The organism is Streptomyces sp. NPDC005423 (assembly GCF_040606415.1).
GTDB lineage: Bacteria > Actinomycetota > Actinomycetes > Streptomycetales > Streptomycetaceae > Streptomyces.
The window spans coordinates 76,674-96,555 of the sequence record NZ_JBEXET010000010.1 but is presented as its reverse complement, the minus strand read 5'-3'; the positions used below and the strand labels follow the sequence as shown (position 1 = coordinate 96,555).

General features: G+C 72.3%; 20 protein-coding genes and 1 pseudogene. 11 read left to right on the top strand and 10 right to left on the bottom strand.

Going from position 1 to position 19,882, the window contains the following annotated elements:
* Positions 1-44: 44 nt before the first annotated feature.
* The 6 genes from ABZT12_RS14170 to ABZT12_RS14145 all read right to left on the bottom strand — a co-directional run bounded on the left by ABZT12_RS14170 (position 45) and on the right by ABZT12_RS14145 (position 6,506).
* Positions 45-734: an LAETG motif-containing sortase-dependent surface protein gene (locus ABZT12_RS14170; RefSeq protein ID WP_356382583.1), complete on the bottom strand. Its 690-nt coding sequence runs from the start codon at positions 732-734 to the stop codon at positions 45-47.
* Between the two features lie 158 nt (positions 735-892).
* On the bottom strand, positions 893-2,017 hold the full coding sequence (locus ABZT12_RS14165; protein ID WP_356382580.1) for a Rossmann fold nucleotide-binding protein: 1,125 nt from the start codon (positions 2,015-2,017) through the stop codon (positions 893-895).
* Between the two features lie 382 nt (positions 2,018-2,399).
* Entirely contained in the window at positions 2,400-3,722 is a 1,323-nt protein-coding gene (locus ABZT12_RS14160; protein WP_356382577.1) for a hypothetical protein, read from the bottom strand.
* Positions 3,704-4,444: an ATP-binding cassette domain-containing protein gene (locus tag ABZT12_RS14155; protein ID WP_356382574.1), complete on the bottom strand. Its 741-nt coding sequence runs from the start codon at positions 4,442-4,444 to the stop codon at positions 3,704-3,706. The genes ABZT12_RS14160 and ABZT12_RS14155 overlap by 19 nt, the downstream gene beginning before the upstream one ends.
* A 197-nt stretch (positions 4,445-4,641) precedes the next feature.
* Positions 4,642-6,021: an aspartate aminotransferase family protein gene (locus tag ABZT12_RS14150; protein WP_356382571.1), complete on the bottom strand. Its 1,380-nt coding sequence runs from the start codon at positions 6,019-6,021 to the stop codon at positions 4,642-4,644.
* Positions 6,006-6,506, bottom strand: a complete 501-nt coding sequence (locus ABZT12_RS14145) for an Lrp/AsnC family transcriptional regulator (protein ID WP_356382568.1) — start codon at positions 6,504-6,506, stop codon at positions 6,006-6,008. The genes ABZT12_RS14150 and ABZT12_RS14145 overlap by 16 nt, the downstream gene beginning before the upstream one ends.
* Positions 6,507-6,700: 194 nt before the next feature.
* On the opposite strand from ABZT12_RS14145, the gene ABZT12_RS14140 reads away from it, so the two are divergent.
* The 8 genes from ABZT12_RS14140 to ABZT12_RS14105 all read left to right on the top strand — a co-directional run bounded on the left by ABZT12_RS14140 (position 6,701) and on the right by ABZT12_RS14105 (position 13,177).
* Complete coding sequence (locus tag ABZT12_RS14140) at positions 6,701-8,158, top strand: gamma-aminobutyraldehyde dehydrogenase (protein WP_356382565.1); 1,458 nt, start codon at positions 6,701-6,703, stop codon at positions 8,156-8,158.
* Between the two features lie 203 nt (positions 8,159-8,361).
* Positions 8,362-9,552, top strand: coding sequence for a spermidine/putrescine ABC transporter substrate-binding protein (locus tag ABZT12_RS14135; protein WP_356382562.1), 1,191 nt, complete (start codon positions 8,362-8,364; stop codon positions 9,550-9,552).
* Between the two features lie 9 nt (positions 9,553-9,561).
* Entirely contained in the window at positions 9,562-10,170 is a 609-nt protein-coding gene (locus tag ABZT12_RS14130; RefSeq protein WP_356382559.1) for a VWA domain-containing protein, read from the top strand.
* On the top strand, positions 10,167-10,859 hold the full coding sequence (locus tag ABZT12_RS14125; protein WP_356382556.1) for a DUF6308 family protein: 693 nt from the start codon (positions 10,167-10,169) through the stop codon (positions 10,857-10,859). Before ABZT12_RS14130 ends, ABZT12_RS14125 begins: the two co-directional genes overlap by 4 nt.
* Positions 10,860-11,013: 154 nt before the next feature.
* Positions 11,014-11,385, top strand: a complete 372-nt coding sequence (locus ABZT12_RS14120; RefSeq protein ID WP_356382553.1) for a sortase-dependent protein — start codon at positions 11,014-11,016, stop codon at positions 11,383-11,385.
* The gene (locus ABZT12_RS14115; protein ID WP_356382550.1) at positions 11,382-11,993 is read left to right on the top strand and encodes a class F sortase; all 612 of its coding nucleotides are present in this window, start codon (positions 11,382-11,384) and stop codon (positions 11,991-11,993) included. The genes ABZT12_RS14120 and ABZT12_RS14115 overlap by 4 nt, the downstream gene beginning before the upstream one ends.
* A gap of 118 nt (positions 11,994-12,111) precedes the next feature.
* Complete coding sequence (locus ABZT12_RS14110; RefSeq protein ID WP_356382547.1) at positions 12,112-12,603, top strand: RNA polymerase sigma factor; 492 nt, start codon at positions 12,112-12,114, stop codon at positions 12,601-12,603.
* Between the two features lie 112 nt (positions 12,604-12,715).
* Positions 12,716-13,177, top strand: coding sequence for a hypothetical protein (locus ABZT12_RS14105; protein WP_356382823.1), 462 nt, complete (start codon positions 12,716-12,718; stop codon positions 13,175-13,177).
* 17 nt (positions 13,178-13,194) lie between these two features.
* Here ABZT12_RS14105 and ABZT12_RS14100 read toward each other — a convergent pair whose 3' ends face one another.
* Entirely contained in the window at positions 13,195-14,355 is a 1,161-nt protein-coding gene (locus ABZT12_RS14100) for a serine hydrolase domain-containing protein (RefSeq protein WP_356382544.1), read from the bottom strand.
* Between the two features lie 239 nt (positions 14,356-14,594).
* Here ABZT12_RS14100 and ABZT12_RS14095 point away from each other — a divergent pair, with 239 nt between their 5' ends.
* On the top strand, positions 14,595-14,675 hold the full coding sequence (locus ABZT12_RS14095; protein WP_356382820.1) for a tryptorubin family RiPP precursor: 81 nt from the start codon (positions 14,595-14,597) through the stop codon (positions 14,673-14,675).
* An 86-nt stretch (positions 14,676-14,761) separates the two neighbouring features.
* A complete protein-coding gene (locus tag ABZT12_RS14090; protein ID WP_356382541.1) occupies positions 14,762-15,808 on the top strand; it encodes a cytochrome P450 in 1,047 nt (348 codons plus the stop codon).
* A gap of 9 nt (positions 15,809-15,817) precedes the next feature.
* On the opposite strand, the gene ABZT12_RS14085 is transcribed toward ABZT12_RS14090, so the two are convergent.
* A complete protein-coding gene (locus tag ABZT12_RS14085; RefSeq protein WP_356382538.1) occupies positions 15,818-16,501 on the bottom strand; it encodes a glycerophosphodiester phosphodiesterase in 684 nt (227 codons plus the stop codon).
* A 19-nt stretch (positions 16,502-16,520) separates the two neighbouring features.
* Positions 16,521-17,649 (bottom strand): annotated as a pseudogene (locus tag ABZT12_RS14080) (adenosine deaminase); the annotation flags it as partial.
* A gap of 401 nt (positions 17,650-18,050) precedes the next feature.
* Here ABZT12_RS14080 and ABZT12_RS14075 point away from each other — a divergent pair.
* On the top strand, positions 18,051-18,926 hold the full coding sequence (locus ABZT12_RS14075) for a DUF4190 domain-containing protein (protein ID WP_356382535.1): 876 nt from the start codon (positions 18,051-18,053) through the stop codon (positions 18,924-18,926).
* 115 nt (positions 18,927-19,041) lie between these two features.
* On the opposite strand, the gene ABZT12_RS14070 is transcribed toward ABZT12_RS14075, so the two are convergent.
* Positions 19,042-19,677, bottom strand: a complete 636-nt coding sequence (locus ABZT12_RS14070) for an NADAR family protein (RefSeq protein WP_356382533.1) — start codon at positions 19,675-19,677, stop codon at positions 19,042-19,044.
* Positions 19,678-19,882 lie beyond the last annotated feature (205 nt).

Here is a 19,882-nt window from a genome sequence, read left to right as displayed (position 1 = left end):
CCCCGCAAGCGGGAACGGGCCGTACCGGTGCGGGTGTCGGGCGGTCAGCGACCGCTGTTGGCCCCACGGCGGCGCATGCCGAAGAAGACGGCTCCGGCGCCGACGACGACCAGGGCGCCCGCGGCACCGGCGATCAGGCCGGTGTTGGAGTTGGCACCGGTCTCGGCGAGGTTGGAGTCACCGGTGGCCGGGGACGGGGCGTTGCTGGCCGCCTCCGCGGGAGCGGTGCTGCTCTTGGTGGCGGAGGGGGCCGGGGTGGCGGAGTCGGCCGGCGCCGTGGCGGTCTGCGACGGCGTCGGGGAGGCCTCGGTCGGAGTCGGGGTGGGCGTCTCGCTCTGGCAGGCCTTGGACGGCGTGGTCAGGTTCGGCGAGATGTCCTTGTCGACCACATTGCCGGCCTTGACGTGGACGCGGTAGACGGCGTTCGGCTGCCAGTCCTCGCTGAAGCTGACGGTCACGCCCTCGCGGGAGCCCTTGACGGTCTGGGCCTCGCCGATCTGCTTGACGTCGGCGCCGTTGTTCTCCAGGAACACCGTGACGGTGGCCGAGGTGGCCGAGGCGTCCTTGTCGGTGACGGTGATGACACCGTTGGAGCCGTCGCAGGTGGCTTCGGCGGAGAACTCGCTGATGTTGCAGGCGAGCGCGTTGCCCGCGACTCCGAGCGCCAGCGCGACCGAGGCGGAGGCGACACCGAGGACACGCAGAGAACGTGCGGAACGTCGAGATATGGACACGTTTGCCCTTCACGGGATGTAACTGAGGGGGGTTCAGGGGGAGATGGGGCGACGTCGAGGCGAGGCACCACCACCCCCAGGCGTCTCACAGGTCTATAAGCGCGCCGTAAGCAGTGTCAATGAATATGCGCGTCACGGCCGTTGCCTTTGCCTGCTTATTAACCAGCGGAACGTTTCAGTGCGTCCGGAGCGTGCTCGATACGGTCAACGAGGGTGATTCGGGACTCCATTGACCGCTCCCGGGCGAGCGCCTGAAGAAGGGGCCACGCGGGCAGCCGTTCGGTCCAGTGCCGCACGTCGACGAGGACCATCGGCGTGGGTTCGCCCCGCGACTCGTAGTAGTTGGGCGTCGCGTTGTCGAAGATCTCCTGTACGGTGCCGGCGGCGCCCGGCAGGAAGACCACGCCGGCGTTGGAGCGGGCCAACAGGCCGTCCTCGCGAGTGGCGTTGGCGAAGTACTTGGCGATGTGTGCCGCGAAGGCGTTGGGCGGCTCGTGGCCGTAGAACCAGGTCGGGATGCCGACCGAGGGGCCGCCGCCGGGCCAGCGGTCACGGACCTCGAAGGCGGCCCGCGCCCAGGCGGTGATCGACGGCGTGAACGACGGTGCGGCGGCCAGGAGTTGGAGGGCCTCGTCGAGCATCGCGTCGTCGAAGGGGGCGGCGTAGGCGCCCAGGTTGGCCGCCTCCATCGCGCCCGGTCCGCCGCCGGTGGCCACCGTGAAGCCGTCCCGGGCGAGTCGGCGGCCGAGCCGCGCGGCACCGGCGTACGCCTCGGTCCCGCGCGCCATCGCGTGGCCGCCCATGACGCCCACCACCCGTGCGCCCGCGAGGAGTTCGTCGAGCGCGTCCGAGACGGCGTCGTCGTGGACGGCGCGCAGCATGGAGGCGAAGACGTCCCCGTCGGCCTTGGTGCGCTGGAACCAGGCGTAGGCGAGGGCGTCCGGAGTCGCCTCGTACCCCTCGCCGAGCGCCTCGAACAGCTCGTCCGGCGTGTAGACGGCACCCCGGTAGGGGTCGAAGGGCAGGCCGGGTATGGGCGGGAAGACCAGGGCGCCCGAGGCGCGGACCCGGTCGGCGGTCTCGGGCTCCATCAGGCAGCCGAGGAAGACCGCGCCGGCGGCGGGCACGGCGCGCAGAGCGGCTGAACGGCCCGTCAAGTCGACCGCTTGTATGCGGAATTGGGCGAGCGAGCCGCGCTCGGCGACGACCTGGTCGAACTCGGCGAGCGACTCGATCTCGCGGTCGTGGGCGGGATGCGGAGGCTGGGCAGGTGTGTGATCCACCCGCCCATGCTAGTGCTGTGACCGGGAGGGTTCACCGGCTCGCGACGCCCGGCACGGCACTCCCCCAGCCTTCGGCCGGGGGGACCCTCACGCCGCGTTGTCGCATCACCCGAGTACATCCAGTACGCGGGCAATGCTCCGCCTTGCGATGCTCCCCCACTGCCTGAAGGGCGTGGGAGGTGCCCCCAGCACCGGACGCCGCGAGCTTTCCGGCAAACCCTCCCGGCCACAGCACCAGGACCGCCGTCCCAACGGCTGCGGTCCGCCCGGCGGATGGTCGGGCGTGATCGGTCCGGCGGGCGCCGCCGGCTTCGCTCGTGCACCCCAAGTCCGGTGCGTGATACGGACATTGGCTGCCGGGCGGGCCGGACCGGTGCGGTGGTCAGCGGTGGGACAGCGGGAGTGCCGCCAGTTCGGCGATGACCGCGGTGAGGGGGACGAAGAGGGCGAGGAGGGCGCCCGCGCGGAGAGCGGCGGCCGTGCGCAGCATGGTGGTGGGGGCGCCGAGTCGCAGGAGGGCGGCGGTGGTGCCGGCGCGGGCCTGCTTGGCCTCGACGGCGGCCGTCAGCAGGGTGGCCACCGCGCAGCCGGCCACCAGGAGCGTGCCGAAGGTGGTCAGCGGGCCGAGAGAGGGGGCGTCGGTGTCGTAGAGCGCGGTCATCGCGTAGGCCCCGGACGCGACCGCGCAGACCACGCCGAGCGGGCGGCCGATGCGGGACGCCTCCTCCATGAGGACCCGGCCCGCCAGCAGCCGCACGGCGCCCGGGCGCACGGACTGCAGGAGCCGGCCGCACAGGTGGGTGAGGCCGGGGCCCGCCAGGGCGAGGCCGAGTGCGGTCAGCACCCAGCCCGCGAGGACACCCGCCGGGCCGCCGGCGTGCCCACCGGGCATGGAGAGCCCGTCGGTGTCCGCCGCGCGGTTCGCGTACGCCTCCACGGCGAGGCCCGCCGCGAGCACGGCCACGCCCCAGGGCAGGCCCTTGGGGACCGCGCGCGGGGCCGGCGGACGGGCCGGGTCCGGGTCGGGGGCGGGCTCGGCGACGGGCTGCGGCGCGGGGTCCGCGGTCGAGCTCCGGCCTGGGCGCAGACGCGCGCCGAACCTGCCGTACGCCCCGAAGGTCTCCCGGCCGCCGGGCCTGCCGTAGGCGCCGAAACGGCCGTACCCGCGCGGGCCCGCCTTCGCCGGGCGCCCGGCGTCCTTGGGGCGCAGGTCCAGGGCGACCGCCGCCGACGCGACCGCCGGTACGACCGCCAGCAGGGTCAGCGTGGCGGGCAGCGGCAGGGGAGCGGCGGCCATCAGGAAGCCGGCCGCCGCTCCGTCGAACGGCATGCCCGTCAGGTCGCCTCGGAGGTGGAGGAAGACGAGCAGGGCGAGCGCCGAGCCGAGCAGGCAGGACAGGGCCGTGGTGGTGGCCGAGACCGCCATCAGGCGGCCCGGGCCCAGGCCGATCGCGGAGAGGCCCGGGCGGGGTTTCGTCGACGGGTCGGTGCGGGCGACCGCCACCGCGAAGTGGACCGTGGCGGCCAGCGGTGTCGCGCACCAGGCGAGCCGCAGGAGCGCGGCGCCGGAGTGGTCCGGGTGGCCGATGGCGTAGGCGAGGGCGCACAGCAGCAGGAAACCCGTGCCCGCCGACGCCGTCGCGACCAGGAGCCGGCGCAGTTGGACGGCGGGGCGCGAGCGCCGGGTCAGACGGAGAGCGAGCACGCGGCCCGGCCTTCCGTCTCGTCGGCCGGAGGCAGGTGCACGGTGTTGACGCGCCGTCCGTCGCGCAGGGTCACCGTGCGGTCGGCGACGGCCGCGGTCTCCGCCTCGTGGGTGGCCAGCACCACGGTGATGCCGTGCGAGCGGGCCGCCGTGGTGAGGGTGCGCAGCACGTGCGCGCGGTCGGCGCGGTACAGCGGCGCGGTCGGTTCGTCGGCGAAGAGAACCGTGGGGGCCGGGGCCAGCGCCCGGGCGATCGAGACGCGCTGGCGGTCCGCCTGGCGCAGTTCGTGCGGCCGTCGCCGGGCGTGCTCGCCGACGTCGAGGCGGTCCAGCCACTCCAGGGCGGCGATCTTGGCGCGCCGCCGGCCGGTGCCGCGCAGCATCAGGGGGAGGGCCGCGTTCTCCCAGGCGTTGAGCTCGGGGACGAGCACCGGGGCCGGGTCGATCCAGCCGAAGCGGTCGCGGCGCAGCCGTTCCCGGGCGAGCGGGCCCATGGTGTGCACGGGCGAGCTGTTGAACCAGACCTCACCGCTGCCCGGCCGCACCAGGCCCGACAGGCACCGCAGGAGCGTCGTCTTGCCGCTGCCGCGCGGGCCGCTGACGGCGAGGATCTCGCCCTCCCGGACGCCGAGCGAGACGCCGCTGAGCGCGGGCGAGCCGTCGTGGTGCTGGAAGTGCAGGGCGCGTGCCCAGAGCACGTCGTTGTCCGGCGGGGCCACCATGGGCGTACACCTCGTTCAGATCCGTTTTCCCGTGCCACATCCCCCGTGCGGGGGAACGAAGGCAGGGCCGATCGGTCACTGGCACGCTAGGCAGGTGGCGCGGGGGGCCCGGACAGCACACGGCCCCGGTCCGCCGTTTCTCACTCGAACGGGCGGTACCGGGGCCGGTGTTGATCAGCTGATCGGAGGTGTGCGGATCAGAGCTTGGTCCACGCCTCGGTCAGGGTCGCGCGCAGGATCTGCTCGATCTCGTCGAAGGTCTCCTGGTTGGAGATGAGCGGCGGGGCGAGCTGGACGACCGGGTCGCCGCGGTCGTCGGCACGGCAGTACAGGCCGTTGTCGAAGAGGGCCTTGGAGAGGAAGCCGTACAGGACGCGCTCGGTCTCCTCCTCGTTGAAGGACTCCTTGGTCGCCTTGTCCTTGACCAGCTCGATGCCGTAGAAGAAGCCGTTGCCGCGGACGTCGCCGACGATCGGCAGGTCGTTCAGCTTCTCCAGGGTGGCGCGGAAGGCGCCCTCGTTGTCCAGCACGTGCTGGTTGAGGTTCTCGCGCTCGAAGAGGTCGAGGTTGGCGAGGCCGACCGCCGCGGAGACCGGGTGGCCGCCGAAGGTGTAGCCGTGCAGGAAGGTGTTGTCGCCCTGGTAGAACGGCTCGGCCAGGCGGTCGGAGATGATGCAGGCGCCGATCGGGGAGTAGCCCGAGGTCATGCCCTTGGCGCAGGTGATCATGTCCGGGACGTAGTCGAACTTGTCGCAGGCGAACATCGTGCCCAGGCGGCCGAAGGCGCAGATGACCTCGTCCGAGACGAGCAGCACGTCGTACTGGTCGCAGATCTCGCGCACCCGCCGGAAGTAGCCGGGCGGCGGCGGGAAGCAGCCGCCGGCGTTCTGCACCGGCTCCAGGAAGACCGCGGCGACCGTCTCCGGGCCCTCGAAGAGGATCTCCTGCTCGATCTGGTCGGCGGCCCAGCGGCCGAAGGCCTCCGGGTCGTCGCCGTATATCGGGGCGCGGTAGATGTTGGTGTTGGGGACCTTGTGCGCGCCCGGGACGAGCGGCTCGAAGGGCGCCTTGAGGGCCGGCAGACCGGTGATGGACAGGGCGCCCTGCGGGGTGCCGTGGTAGGCCACCGCGCGGGAGATCACCTTGTACTTGGTGGGCTTGCCGACCAGCTTGAAGTACTGCTTGGCGAGCTTCCAGGCGGTCTCGACCGCCTCGCCGCCGCCGGTGGTGAAGAAGACCTTGTTCAGATCGCCGGGGGCGTAGTCGGCCAGCCGCTCCGCCAGTTCGACGGCCTTCGGGTGGGCGTACGACCAGATGGGGAAGAACGCCAGCTCCCGCGCCTGCTTGGCGGCGGTCTCGGCCAGCTCCGCGCGGCCGTGGCCGGCCTGGACCACGAACAGCCCCGCGAGACCGTCGAGGTAGCGCCGGCCCTTGTCGTCGTAGATGTAGGTGCCCTCACCACGCACGATGGTGGGAACGGGCGCGTTCTCGTACGAGGACATGCGGGTGAAGTGCATCCACAGGTGGTCGTACGCGGTGCGGCTGAGGTCCTTGCTCACGGTTATCGGGTTCCCCACATGTAGGTCTGTTTCTTGAGCTTCAGGTAGACGAAGCTCTCGGTGGAGCGCACGCCGGGCAGCGCGCGGACACGTCCGTTGATGACGTCCAGCAGATGGTCGTCGTCCTCGCAGACGATCTCGGCGAGCAGGTCGAACGAGCCCGCGGTCATCACCACGTACTCGACCTCCGGCATGGCGGTCAGGGCGTCGGCCACGGACTCGACGTCGCCCTCGACGTTGACCCCGACCATCGCCTGCCGGCGGAAGCCCACGGTGAGCGGGTCCGTGACGGCGACGATCTGCATCACGCCCTGGTCGAGCAGCTTCTGCACGCGCTGGCGCACGGCCGCCTCGGAGAGCCCGACGGCCTTGCCGATCGCGGCGTACGGCCGGCGGCCGTCCTCCTGGAGCTGCTCGATGATGGCGAGGGAGACGGCGTCCAGGTGAGGACCGCCGTTCCTGGACTCGCGGGAGTCCTTCTGGTCTGCGCTTCGACTGGCCACCGCCTCACTGTGCCCGAGGTCTCGACGGTTTCGCAAGGCCGGTTCAATGAAATTCGTTGTTTCCGTGGTCGAGACTTGCGGATTTCGCAGGATTGGCGGCAGTGGGGGTGTTGAAAACGCGGGCCGGGCGATTAGGGTGGACTGTCTCAGTAACTGGACGACTGGACATTTCCTACCCCGACAGGAGGCCGGCAGTGAGCACCGAGCTGCGTGGGCTGCGCACACTACGGAACTACGTCGCCGGTGAGTTCCGGGACGCCGCCGACGGACGGACCACCGAGGTGGTCAACCCCGCGACGGGCGAGGCGTACGCGACCGCTCCGCTGTCGGGGGCGGCGGACGTGGACGCCGCGATGGCGGCCGCCGCGGCGGCCTTCCCCGCCTGGCGCGACAGCACACCCGCCGAGCGGCAGCGCGCCCTGCTGAAGATCGCGGACGCGTTCGAGGAGCGCGCGGAGGAACTGATCGCCGCCGAGGTGGAGAACACCGGCAAGCCGATCGGGCTGACCCGGTCGGAGGAGATCCCGCCGATGGTCGACCAGATCCGCTTCTTCGCGGGCGCCGCCCGGATGCTCGAAGGCCGCTCGGCCGGCGAGTACATGGAGGGCCTGACCTCGTTCGTCCGCCGCGAGCCGATCGGTGTCTGCGCGCAGGTCGCCCCCTGGAACTACCCGATGATGATGGCCGTGTGGAAGTTCGCGCCCGCTCTCGCGGCCGGCAACACCGTCGTCCTCAAGCCGTCGGACACCACCCCCGCCTCCACGGTCCTGATCGCCGACATCATCGGCGGGATCCTCCCCAAGGGCGTCTTCAACGTCATCTGCGGCGACCGTGACACCGGCCGCGCGATGGTGGAGCACCCGACGCCGGCCATGGCCTCCATCACCGGCTCGGTGCGGGCGGGCATGTCGGTCGCCGAGTCCGCCTCCAAGGACCTCAAGCGGGTCCACCTGGAGCTGGGCGGCAAGGCCCCGGTCGTCGTCTTCGAGGACCTCGACAGCGCGGCCATCGCCAAGGCCGTCGAGGACATCTCCGTGGCGGGCTTCTTCAACGCCGGCCAGGACTGTACGGCCGCCACCCGGGTCCTGGTGCAGGAGTCGATCCACGACGAGTTCGTGGCCGCGCTGGCGAAGGCCGCGGCGGAGACGAAGACCGGGCAGCCCGACGACGAGGACGTGCTCTACGGTCCCCTCAACAACGCCGACCAGCTGCGCCAGGTGACCGGCTTCATCGAGCGGCTGCCCGCCCACGCGAAGGTGGAGGCCGGCGGCCACCGGGTCGGCGAGAAGGGCTACTTCTACGCCCCGACCGTCGTCTCGGGTCTCCGGCAGGACGACGAGATCATCCAGAACGAGGTGTTCGGGCCGGTCATCACCGTGCAGTCCTTCACCGACGAGGCCCAGGCGGTCGAGTGGGCCAACGGCGTCGACTACGCCCTCGCCTCCTCGGTGTGGACGAAGGACCACGGCCGGGCGATGCGGCTGTCCCGGGCGCTGGACTTCGGCTGCGTCTGGATCAACACCCACATCCCGCTGGTCGCCGAGATGCCGCACGGCGGCTTCAAGAAGTCCGGCTACGGCAAGGACCTGTCGGCGTACGGCTTCGACGACTACACCCGGATCAAGCACGTGATGACGTCGCTCGACGCCTAGGCGCACGGCGCCCAGCGCACTGAACAACGCGGCCCCGAACGGGAGTTGAACCCGTCCGGGGCCGCGCCGTCTCCCGACCCCGTCGGAGACGTCCGTTCCCCGGCGCCCCTCCGCCCGGTGCTCGACAGGATGTCGCCCACGCCGACCGCCGCTCGACGCACCGTCGATTGTCCGCGCACAGACCGGCGGGTCATGCTGCCCACGTGCCCCAGACCTCCAGGACGCCCCCGTTCTCCCGCCGTTCGCTGCTCCGCGCGCTGGGCGGCACCACCGCCCTGGGCGCCCTGACCGGCTGCGGGGTGCCCGCCGCGTACGTGCGGCCCGGCGACCGCGCGGGCGTCGACCGCTCCGCCGGTGACAAGCGGCTGACGTGGGCCAACTGGCCGCTCTACATCGACACCGACGACGAGGACGCGACGGAGCGGCCCACCCTCGCCGCCTTCGAGAAGCGCACCGGGATCTCCGTCGGCTACAGCGAGGAGATCAACGACAACGACGAGTTCTTCGGCAAGATCAGCCCCTCGCTCATGAACCACCAGCGGACGGGCCGCGACCTCATCGTCGTCAGCGACTGGATGTGCGCGCGGTTCGTACGCCTGGGCTGGGTGCAGAGAATGGACCGCGCCCGTCAGCCCAACGTCGCCAAGTACCTTGACCCGCTGCTCCGTTCGCCCGCCTTCGACCCGGGCCGCCGCTCCACCGTGCCGTGGCAGTCGGGCATCACCGGCATCGCCTACGACCGCCGCAGGCTGGGCCGCGAACTCCGCCACGTCTCCGACCTGTGGTCGGCCGACCTCAAGGGACGGGTGACGCTGCTCTCCGGCCTCGACGAGGCGTTCGCGCTGCTGATGCAGGGCGACGGCGTCGACATCACCCGGTGGACGGCGGCCGACTTCCACCGGGTGTGCGACCAGGTCGAGAAGCGGGTGCACGACGGCCAGATCCGCCGCTTCACCGGCAACGACTACACCAAGGACCTGGTCAGCGGTGACGTCCTCGCCTGCCAGGCGTACTCGGGCGACGTCATCCAACTGGCCGCCGACAACCCCGACATCCGCTTCGTCGTCCCCGAGGAGGGCGCGGAGCTGTGGTCGGACTCCCTGATGATCCCCGACCTGGCCGCGCACAAGGCCAACGCGGAGGAACTCGTCGACTACTACTACGAGCCCGAGGTCGCCGCCGCCCTCGCCGCCTGGGTGAACTACGTCTGCCCCGTCCCGGCCGCCCAGTCCGTCCTCGCCGACTCCAGGGACAAGGAGACCGCCGCCCTGGCCGAGAACCCTCTGATCTTCCCCGACGCCACCATGCGAGGCCGCCTGGCGATCGCCCGCGACATCACCGCCATGGAACGGGTGGAGTTCGCCCGCCGCTGGAACCGGATCGTGGGGTTGTGAGCGAGGCCGGTGGCCGGCTCCTCCCTCGGTGAGGTCATCGCGGCTATCGGGACCGCCGTGTACCTGATCCTGGATCACGACTGGAGCATGGAGGAGTTGTACGGCTCCTTCGCGGTACAGGCGTTCGCCGAGCGCGTCCTGGCCCTGTCGGCCAACCTCGACGACGACGGCACCGTGCCGGTGCTCTTCTCCAGTGGGGAAGAGCCGTTCCTGGAGGAGATCCGGCTGGACAACTACCGAGGCCGAATAGGGCAGTTGCACACCCAGGTCGACTGGGGATCGGGCAACGTGGCCGAAGCGATGCGTCGCGCGGTCAGCCACTACCAGGAATCCGGGGCCACCGACCCCGCCTTCATCGTGAACCAGGTCGGAGACGAACCCTGGGACAAGGCCGAGGTCCGCGCACTGCTGCAGAACACCGCCTCCCTCGGCGTCTTCTGGCTGTTCGTCGGATTCGGACGCGGCAAGCTGGCGTTCTACAAGAACCTGAACGCCTCCACCTCCGCCACCTTCACCAACGTCGCCTTCTACGACGCCGGCAAGAACCCGGGATCGGTACCGGACGAGCGGTTCTACGCCGGCCTCGTCGACGCCTTCTCCGCCTGGCTCCACCGGTGAACCCGACCACGGGGGCGGTCCCCCAGCAGCCGCTGAGTCACCGGTTGAACAGCCTCATCGCCTCCGACCAGGCTGTGCTCCACCTCCGCTCCTACTTCGGCACTGGTCCGCTGGGCCAAGCGGCGCCCTTCACGGGGAGCCGTTTCGAGCAACTGGCGGGCGGGGGCGACCGTCCGGCCGTCGCGAACGTGATGACCGCCGATGACCTGATCGCCGTACAGACCCTGTCGGTGAGGGTCCCCGCGCGAGTCGCCCTCGACGTTCTGGAGGGCGACCTGGGCGTCCGGCTCAGCGAACTGCTGAGCGGCATTCCTCGCGGCCTCGACATGGTCGAGGCCGAAGTCCGTGACCTGGCTGACGGATCACCGGCCCACGAAGCCTGGCGCCTCCTGCGCGGGCAGCCCGGAATCGGGTGGGTCACCGCCGGCAAGCTCCTGGCCCGCAAGCGCCCGAGGTTGCTGCCCGTCTACGACCAGGTCGTTCGGTGCGTCCTGGGCGGGCCGGAGTCCTTCTGGCTCGGCCTGCGTACCGCGCTGCGTGCTGACGACCGGGCGGTGCACCGCGCGTTGGTGACCCTGCGGCAGGCAGCCGACCTGTCCGGGAGCGTCAGTGTGCTGCGGGTCTGTGACGTGGTGCTCTGGATGCTTCACCGCACGGATCATCAGAAGCGGACGTGCAAGAGGGTGTGACCTCCGCCGCTGTGGCTGACGGGCCGAGCGGGTCGGCCCATTTGGACTTTGCCCGCTCTTTACAACCCGCCCCCGGCCCCCGTCGTCTCTCCTCTCGATTTCCACCCCGGTCCGCTGCGTCACCCGCGGACCGGCCGATGAGAGAGAGCGATTCATGCGCCGAACTGTCTTGAGTGCGTTGGCACTTGCGGGTACCGCCCTGCTGGCGAGCGCCGTGCCCGCCTTCGCCGACGGGGCTTCCCCGTCGGCGGTCCCGTCCACGCGGGCCGCGACCCCGGCGCCGAGCGACGCGACCCAGGCGCCGAGCGACGGGACCAAGGCGTCGACCGTCCCGTCCACCGGGCGCGCGACCAAGGCGCCGGGCCAGGTCGCCACCGTACCGAGTGGTGCGCCCGACACCGGTGTGGCGCCGGCGTCGAACCGGTCCGACTCCACCGAACAGCTGATCGGCGGCGCCGCCGGCGCGGTGGTGCTGGCCGGCGGCGCCCTCGTCGTCGTACGGCGTCGGAGGGCGGCCGGGGCATGACCTCGCTCTCCCGGCGGGCCTTCGTCACCGCGGCGACGGCCTCGCTCCTCGTGAGCTGCGCGGGGAAGGCCACCACGACCCCCGCCGCCGCCCACCCCAGGAGCACGCCACCGCCCGCGTCGCCCACCGCCCGGGCCCCGCACGCCCTCGCGCGTTCGGTCCCGGTCTCGCTGCGCGTCCCGGCCATCGGCGTCGACACCCCGCTCATCCGGCTGGGCCTCGCCTCCGACGGCACCGTGCGGGTGCCGCCGATCGCCGCGCACGACAAGGCGGGCTGGTACGAGAACTCGCCGACTCCCGGCCGCACCGGCCCGTCGGTGATCCTCGGCCATGTCACGGTCGGCTCCTACGGGGACGGCGTCTTCCGCCACCTCGCCGACCTGCGCAAGGGCGACCGGATCGAGACCCGTCTGGAGAACGGTTCGACCGCCGGGTTCACCGTCACCGCCGTGCGCACGGTCGCCAAATCGGAGTTCCCGACACGGCAGGTCTACGGCGACGTCGACCGGCCGGAGCTGCGGCTCATCACCTGCGGCGGTGCCCGTACCGGTGACGGCTACCTCGACAACGTGATCGTCTTCGCCGCGCTGAGCTCCGCCACACCCTGACCCGCCACGGTAACGATCCCGGGCCGGCGGAACGTACGCCGCCGGTCCGGGGTCTCTCCCCACGGCCGCACCAGTGCCCGGCACGGGTGCGCGCACGCTGTCACGACCATGGAGAGTGTTGAAACGGTCCCGCGAGAAGGCCGCGTCCGAGCTGTTCGCCGCCCTCTACCCGCGCCTCGCCGGCTGGTGCCGCCGGCTCGTCGACGACGACGAGACGGCCCACGAGATCGCCTCCGAGGCGTTCACCCGGCTCTGGGCCCGCTGGACTGCCGTGGCGGAGCCCCGGGGATTCCTCTACGTCACGGCGGCCAACCTGGTCCGGGACCACTGGCGCAGAATGGAGCGCGAACGCCGGGCCGTACGCCGCGCCACCACCGAGGAGGCGCTCCGGCCGCCGGCCGAACAGACCGATCCGTCCGTACGGCTGCTCGTGCAGTCGCTGCCCGAACGACTGCGTGTCCCCATCCTGCTGCACTACTACGCCGACATGCCGATACGGGAGGTGTCCGCGCTGACCGGGCGCAAGGAAGGAACCGTCAAGGCCGATCTCCACGCGGCCCGCGAACTGCTCCGCGCCCATCTGAGGAGAAGCCTTGACCACACGCTTTGACGGGGACGACGAAGACGCCGGGCAGCACGGGGAGTTCCGCGGGGACGGCGCGTACTGGGGAGACGGCGCGTACGACGGGCCGGGGCTCGGTCCCGACGACCCGCTCGCCGTCATCCTGCGGCCCGCCGCCGACTATCTGGGGCCGCCCGTCGGCCGCTACGAGGCGATCCGTCGCGGCGCCGCCCGTCGCCGGGCCTGGCGCGCGGCGGCCGGAGCGGCCGTGACCTGCGCGGTCGCCGCCCTCGCCGTGCTGCCGTTCCGGATGGCGGCCCACGAGGGACCGGCGTCCCCGGTGGTCCCGATGGCCCCGCCGCCGGTGACCGGCCCCGCCTCGGCCGTCCCGTCGACGCCGGCCGACCGGAGTCCCAGCCGCGTTCCCAGTGACAGGCCCAGCTCCCCGGTCACCCGCCCCTTCCAGAGCCCGACCACCGGCGCCTCACAGGGTGTCACCGCCGAACCGCGTACCGCCGCACCCCCGACCAGCGCGACCACCAGCGGCCGGAAGGCCTCGGCGGTCCCGACGCCGATCCCGCAATCGGCGACTCGGTCCGCCGTCCGCAGCGCGAACCCGTAACTGCCCACCCGCGCCGGTTACTTGAGCGCCGCCAGTACGATGCGCTCAGCGACCGTGTTCATCGACTCGCCCTTCGCGTCCGTCGAGCCGACCGAGTAGACGAGGGTGCGGCTGAGGTCGCGGGTGGCGGCGACCACCGTGCTGTAGCCGTACCGGGCACCGGACTTGCTCCAGTACACCCTGCCGCCGTACTCGAAACGCTGGAGACCGGCGCTGTAAGTGGCGCCCTCGATGCCGGCCGGGACCGTGAACATCTCGCGCAGTTGTGGTGCGGGCACGATCCGGCCCCGGAAGAGCGCTGTGATCAGCCGCTCCAGGTCGGCGGTGGTCGAGATCATGTCGCCCGCAGCCCAGCGGTCGGTCTGGTTCCAGTCGGTGACATCCACGAACTCCGTTGTGCCGTCGGCCCGTTGGACCGCCTGGTAGCCGTGGTTGTGCGGGCCGCGGAGGTAGGGGTCGCTGCCGGGGAAGTACGTGTCCCGCATTCCGGCCGGGCGCAGCACGAGCCGGGTGGCCTCGGAGGCGTACGAGTGGCCCGTCACCTTCTCGATCAGCAGGCCGAGGACGGTGTAGTTGATGTTCAGGTAGTCCTGCTTCGCACCCGGCCGGAACTCGGGGCCCTTCGCCACCGCCGACGCCACCAGCTGCCGCGGCGCGAGGGTGTCGAAGCGGTGCGCGTACTGGTCCTCGAAGGCGTCCCCGAACCCGTCACCGGCCTGGATGCCGCTGGTGTGGTTCAGCAACCGCCGCACGGAGACGGGCTCGAACGCGGTGCCGAGCAGCCCCGGCAGATAGTGCTGGACGGGTGTGTCGAGGTCGATCCTGCCCTGGGCCGCGAGCCGCAGCACGGTCGCCGCCGTCACCACCTTCGTCGTCGAACCGGCCCGGAAGCGGGCGTCCGGGTCCGCCGCGGCCCCGCTCCGCAGATCGTGCACGCCCGCGCTGCCGCGCCAGTTGCCGTCGGTGCCGCCCACCCGGACGAGCGCGGCCGTCGCGTCCGCGTCCGGCAGCCCGGCGAGCGCGGCCCGCAGCGCCTCCGCGTCGGGTCCGGCCGTCGTACCCGCCACGGCGGCCGGTCCGGGCGCGTCCGCCGCGAGCGCGGGTACGGCCAGCGGTCCGGCGGCGAGTGCGAGGACGAGGGCGGCGGTGAGGACGGTGGTACGGGGACGTGCGCGCATCGGCTGCTCCTGAGATCTGCGTCGGCTGTCGGTGATCAGCCTCGTCGGGTACGGCCGTCCGCGGATCGTCGGCGAGGAGGGCGTCCGCCCCTGGTGCCGCCCGGAGCAACTCCCGTACGGCGTAGGGGTTTTGCTCGGGCGTCTCCCTTACGGGACGCGCGCGGTCACGGAAAGAAGTGGGTCTTGACCGCGCCCTGCCAAGCAGCGGAGACTCTTCCCACCTGAGAGGAGGTGCAGTGATGAAGCTTCTCTTCGCCATCCGTAACAAGGTCTCGGCCCGCCAGAGCCTGAAGTCGAAGGCCTGGTACCTCTGGTACTGACCCGGCCGCTCTCCGCCCCCGCCGCGACAACGTTGTCCCGTTCGCGACGGGGGCCCCGGCGCAGTCCGCCCCTCCCGGAGGCCCCGATGTCCCTGTCGTCACCGCCGCGCACCCGCACCACCGTGTTCGCGCCCCGGCTGGCCGCACTTCTGCGGGACCACCTCGGCCAGGACGTCTTCCGGCTCGAACCCGACACCGTCGGAGTCGCCGGAGTCGAGGCCACCGACCGGATCCTCGCCGCCCGGCGCGCCACGGAGACCGAACGCCCCACCTTCAAACCACTGCACGGACGCTCCATCTCGCGCACCGAGGGCGCGTCGGTGATCCGCACCGTCGGCGCCGACGTCCGCGAGGCGCTCCGTCGCCCGCTGCCCGACGACGTGGACCTGACCGGCCCCTGGCCGCTCACCGGGCACCTCTTCCTCCGTGACCTGATCCTCGGTCAGGACCCTTACCGGTTGCGGATGTTGATGAGCCGCAACCTCGAACTGACCACCAAGCTCACCTGGTCGGTGATCGCGCTGGGCGCCGCCCTGCCCGGCTGGCCCCGGCCGGACGAGCGGCTGACCGGACTGGCCGCGCGGGCCGCCGAGGCCACCGGCTACCACGACCGCCGGTACGCGATGGGCGTCTACCGCCGGGCGGCGGCCCCGGTCTGCTTCACCATCTCGACACTCGTCGCCAACGCCCTGTGGCTGGGCGCGCCGTTCGACGACGCCACCCCCAACAGCCACCTCATCCACGAGTCCCTGCGACTGCTGCCGCCCTCGTGGAACATCCTGCGCAACGCCTCACCCGAGTACCCGCGGATCGACGACCGGATCGGCGCGCGGGACGACATCCTGCTCCTCCCGCTGCTCTCCCACCGCGACCCCGCCCTGTGGGAGGCGCCGGAGGAGTTCCGCCCCGAGCGCTGGAACGACCTCGACCCCGACACCGCCCCCGGCTACCTCCCCTTCGGCCACTCCTCGGAGCGCTGCTGGGGACGGCACATGGTCATGCCGCTCGCCGAACTGCTGCTGGACCGGGTGCGCACGGCCGGACTCGTCGTCGACCCGCGCCAACAGGTGGGAAAGGTCCCGCTGTTGGGCCTCCTCGGCGTCGACGAGGTCCGGCTGGTGCGCCCCCGGTGACCGCCGGGCTCAGCCCCGGCGCAGCCCGCACAGCACGTCGACCCGGTTGGTGGTGATCGAGTCGACGCCCAGGTCGAGCAGCCGGCGCATCGAGCGCCGGGTGTCCGGTGTCCACACCGACACGAGGCGGCCGCCGCGGTGGACCCACGCGGTGAGGTCGCGGTCGGCCAGCGTGAAGCGGTAGTTGAGCCAGCGCGGGCGCACCGCGTCGAGCAGCGTCGGCCGCGGGGGCGCCAGACTCGTCCAGGTCAGCGCGATCTCGGCGGACGGATCGGCCGCGCGCACCCCCAGCATCGCCACGGCACCCGCGGTGTAGAACACCCGCTCCGCCGCCCCGCACTCACGGATCACGTCCACGATCCGCCGGACCGCGCGCGCGTCCGGCGAACCCGGCAGGTCGACCATGACCCGCGCGCCGTCGGTCGCGGCCAGCGCCTCCGCGAGCGTCGGCACCCCGCCCTCGGTGAGCCCGCGCACCTCGTCGGCGGAGAGCGACCGCAACGGCCGGTCGTGCCCCCACAGTCGGCTCAGCGTCTCGTCGTGCAGCACGACGGGCACACCGTCCCTGGTCAGCCGTACGTCGATCTCGACCGCGTCCGCGCCCAGTCGGAGCGCGGAACGCAGCGAGGCGGTGGTGTTCTCCCGGACGCGGTAGGGGTCGCCGCGGTGGGCCACGGCGGTCACGTTCTGCATGAGCCCATTGTGCTCGGTGTCACGGCGCGAGCCACGCCGAGGTGTACGTGTCGATCTCCTCGCCGAGTCGGGCCTTGCCCGCGGGGTCGAGGAAGGAGGCCTCCACGGCGTTCCGGGCGAGGGCGGCGATGCCCCGCTCGTCCAGGTCGAGGAGGCGCGCGGCGACCGCGTACTCGTTGTTGAGATCGGTGCCGAACATCGGAGGGTCGTCGGAGTTGACGGTGACCAGGACGCCGGCCCGGGTGAACTCCCTGATCGGATGCTCGTCCAGGGTGCGGACCGCGCGGGTCGCGATGTTGGAGGTCGGGCAGACCTCCAGGGCGATGCGGTGCTCGGCCAGGTGCGCGAGCAGCCGGGGATCGCGCGCGGAGCTGGTGCCGTGCCCGACGCGCTCGGCCCCGAGGAAGTTCAGCGCGTCCCACACCGTCTCGGGCCCGGTGGTCTCGCCGGCGTGCGGCACGGAGCGCAGGCCCGCGGCGATCGCCCGGTCGAAGTACGGCTTGAACTGCGGGCGGGGGACGCCGATTTCGGGTCCGCCGAGCCCGAACGAGACCAGCCCCTCCGGGCGCAGCCGGTCGTCGGTGGCGAGCCGTACGGTCTCCTCGGCCGCCTCCAGACCCGCCTCGCCGGGAATGTCGAAGCACCAGCGCAGCACGGTCCCGAACTCCGCCTCGGCCGCCTTGCGGGCGTCCTCGATCGCGTCCATGAACGCCCGCTCGTCGATCCCGCGCCGGGTCGACGAGAACGGGGTGATGGTCAGCTCCGCGTAGCGCACCTGCTGGCGGGCCATGTCCCGGGCCACCTCGTACGTCAGCAGCCGGACGTCCTCCGGGGTGCGGATGAGGTCGACCACCGACAGGTACACGTCGATGAAGTGGGCGAAGTCCGTGAACGTGAAGTAGTCGGCGAGGGCCTCCGGGTCGGTGGGGACCTGGGAGTCGGGGTGACGGGCGGCCAGTTCCGAGACGATGCGCGGGGAGGCGGAGCCGACGTGGTGGACGTGCAGTTCGGCCTTGGGCAGTCCGGCGATGAAGGCGTGCGGGTCGCGGTGGTCGGTCAAGGTTCCTCCCCGGAACGGCGTCCCCGGCCGCGCGGGGCGGGAACACGGATGATCGGCTGATCGATGACTCGGGATCATCGTAGGACGGCCCGGTCGGAGGCCGTCGGGCACGTCTGCGGTGCCGACTGGGAAGGGGCCGGTCCCGTGCGAACGGCCCGGTCCTGGTGCGCTGTCACGTCAGCGGTGCCGGTCGCGCCGGTCGTGCCGGGGGCGGTGGCGGTCTGGTCGGGCCGTCCCGTACGAACGGTGCGGGCCGGGCCCACCGGTCCGGTCGCGTCGGCGGTGCCGGTCACGAACGGGCCGGTCCCGCGCGCCCGGCACGGTCCGGGCGCGTCGGGCTCACCGGTCATGTCGGGCCCGCCGGCGCTGGTCGGCAGGCGGGGGCGGACGCGTGCGACCGACCCCGGTGCTGGCCCGCCTGTCACGTCGGCCGTGCGGGCCACGTGGGGCCGGACCCGCGCGGCGGAGCCGCCGGGGGAAGGCTTTACCATGGCCGGACGAACGACCGAGGGGGACGTGCACGTGGGGGAGCAGGCAGACCGGGACGGCGGCACGGCAGCGGACCGCGACCCGTGGGCACCGCCCGCGAGCGGTCCGTCACTGGAGAAGGGCGCCCCGCCGCCCGTGCCCGCGCAGCGGCCCGAACCGCAGGACCGGCCGCCCGCACCGCACCAGCCTCCGGAGCGGCAACCCCCGTCGGTGCACAACCAGGCCACCGTGACCGCCCTTCCGGCGGTCGACGCCTTCGCCCCGCCCGGTGCCGGTACGCCCGGCTTCGCCCCGCCCGGCCCCGCCGCCCCCGGCTACGGTCCGCCGACCGGACTTCCCCGCTACACCCCTCCCGGCGCCCCCGGCTACGGGCAGCCCGCCGCGCCCTACCCCCAGGGCGGCCGGCCGGAGTCGGCCGTCCCGCCGCCGACCGGACCCTTCGGTCCGGGCCCCGGCCCGCAGGGCCCGCCCGGCCCCGGCGGATACGGCTACCCCACCTACCCGCAGGGCTACGGCTGGCCCGGGATGCCGATGGGCCCGCAGAACGGCATGGGCACCGCGGCGATGGTGCTGGGCATCCTCTCCTGCTGTCTCTTCTGCCTCTACGGCATCGTCTCGCTCGTCCTCGGTGTCGTCGCCGTGATCCTCGGCGTCAAGGGGAAGAAGCGGGCCGACCGGGGCGAGGCCACGAACCGGAGCCAGGCCCAGGCGGGCCTGATCACGGGAATCGTCGGGATCGTCCTCGGTGTCGCCACGATCGTCGCGCTGGTCGTCGGCATCGCGTTCGCCGTCCGGCACGGCGAGGAGAACTCGACCTCCGACCCGTACTACGACTCCGCCCCGAGCCTGTCGGCGCCGGTCGTGCCGCAGGGCTGAGCCGCACCGGGCCGGTGCCCGGCCCGCGCCTCCCGCCTGCGCCTCCCCGATCCGCGCCGCCCGTGACGTCCATACCGCTCAGCCCCGCCGCAACGCGTCCGCGCGTCCGTGCCGCTCAGCCCCGCCGCAGCCGCGTCCGCGCCTCCATCAGCGCGAAGCCCAGCAGATTCGGCCCCCGCCACCGCTCCGGATCGCCGGCCGCCTCGTCGGCCGCCGCCAGTCCGATGCCCCATATCCGGTCGACGGGGCTCGCCTCGACCAGCACCCGGTCGCCGGTGCCCAGCAGGAACTCGCGCAGGGCGGGGTCCGCGGCGAACTTGTGGACGCTGCCCTCGACGACGATCCCGAGCCGCTCGCGCACCCAGGTCTCCTCGTCGAAGCCGCGCACCAGCCGCCCCGCCTTCTTGGCCTCGGACGGATGCCCGGAGGCCAGCACCCGGGCCTCGGCTTCCGCGTCCCCGAAGAGCCGCGCCTTGCCCGCCATCATCCAGTGCTCGGCCGTCGCGTACACCACGCCGTCCACGGTGAACGGCGACGGCCACCACTGACTCAGACAGCCCGCGCCCACGCGCCCGCCCGGGCCCGGACGGTGTCCCCAGAAGTGCAGGTACTTGACCCGCGCCCCGGCGCGCACTTCCCTGATCAAGGCATCCCGCGCATCGATCCGCTCAGCCTTCTCCGCTTCCCCGGCCTTTTCTGCCTGCTCAGCCTGCTGGGGTTTCTCCGGTCCCGTCCCCGTGGTCCTCTCCATGCACGCGAGTCTCGCAGGCACCACTGACACTCCGTCCGTCCTTTTCCGTGCCGACTCGACACCTGGTCGACAGATTCCGTCGCGTAACCAAAAGGCAACAACGGAATCACTTGTTGGAGTCCCTTTGCTCTGTCAGGATCGGCACTCAAATCGAGCTGGAGCTACGCCCACCCGCCTCCGGTCAAAGCGGGGCGACGGCGGAGGA

Coding starts and splice junctions, on each gene's coding strand:
- ABZT12_RS14155 (WP_356382574.1), bottom strand. CDS start 4,444: ATGGTGGCCCCGCCGGACAACGACGTGCTCTGGGCACGCGCCCTGCAC.
- ABZT12_RS14120 (WP_356382553.1), top strand. CDS start 11,014: ATGCGCCGAACTGTCTTGAGTGCGTTGGCACTTGCGGGTACCGCCCTG.
- ABZT12_RS14115 (WP_356382550.1), top strand. CDS start 11,382: ATGACCTCGCTCTCCCGGCGGGCCTTCGTCACCGCGGCGACGGCCTCG.
- ABZT12_RS14100 (WP_356382544.1), bottom strand. CDS start 14,355: ATGCGCGCACGTCCCCGTACCACCGTCCTCACCGCCGCCCTCGTCCTC.
- ABZT12_RS14095 (WP_356382820.1), top strand. CDS start 14,595: ATGAAGCTTCTCTTCGCCATCCGTAACAAGGTCTCGGCCCGCCAGAGC.
- ABZT12_RS14090 (WP_356382541.1), top strand. CDS start 14,762: ATGTCCCTGTCGTCACCGCCGCGCACCCGCACCACCGTGTTCGCGCCC.
- ABZT12_RS14085 (WP_356382538.1), bottom strand. CDS start 16,501: ATGCAGAACGTGACCGCCGTGGCCCACCGCGGCGACCCCTACCGCGTC.
- ABZT12_RS14075 (WP_356382535.1), top strand. CDS start 18,051: ATGGCCGGACGAACGACCGAGGGGGACGTGCACGTGGGGGAGCAGGCA.
- ABZT12_RS14070 (WP_356382533.1), bottom strand. CDS start 19,677: ATGGAGAGGACCACGGGGACGGGACCGGAGAAACCCCAGCAGGCTGAG.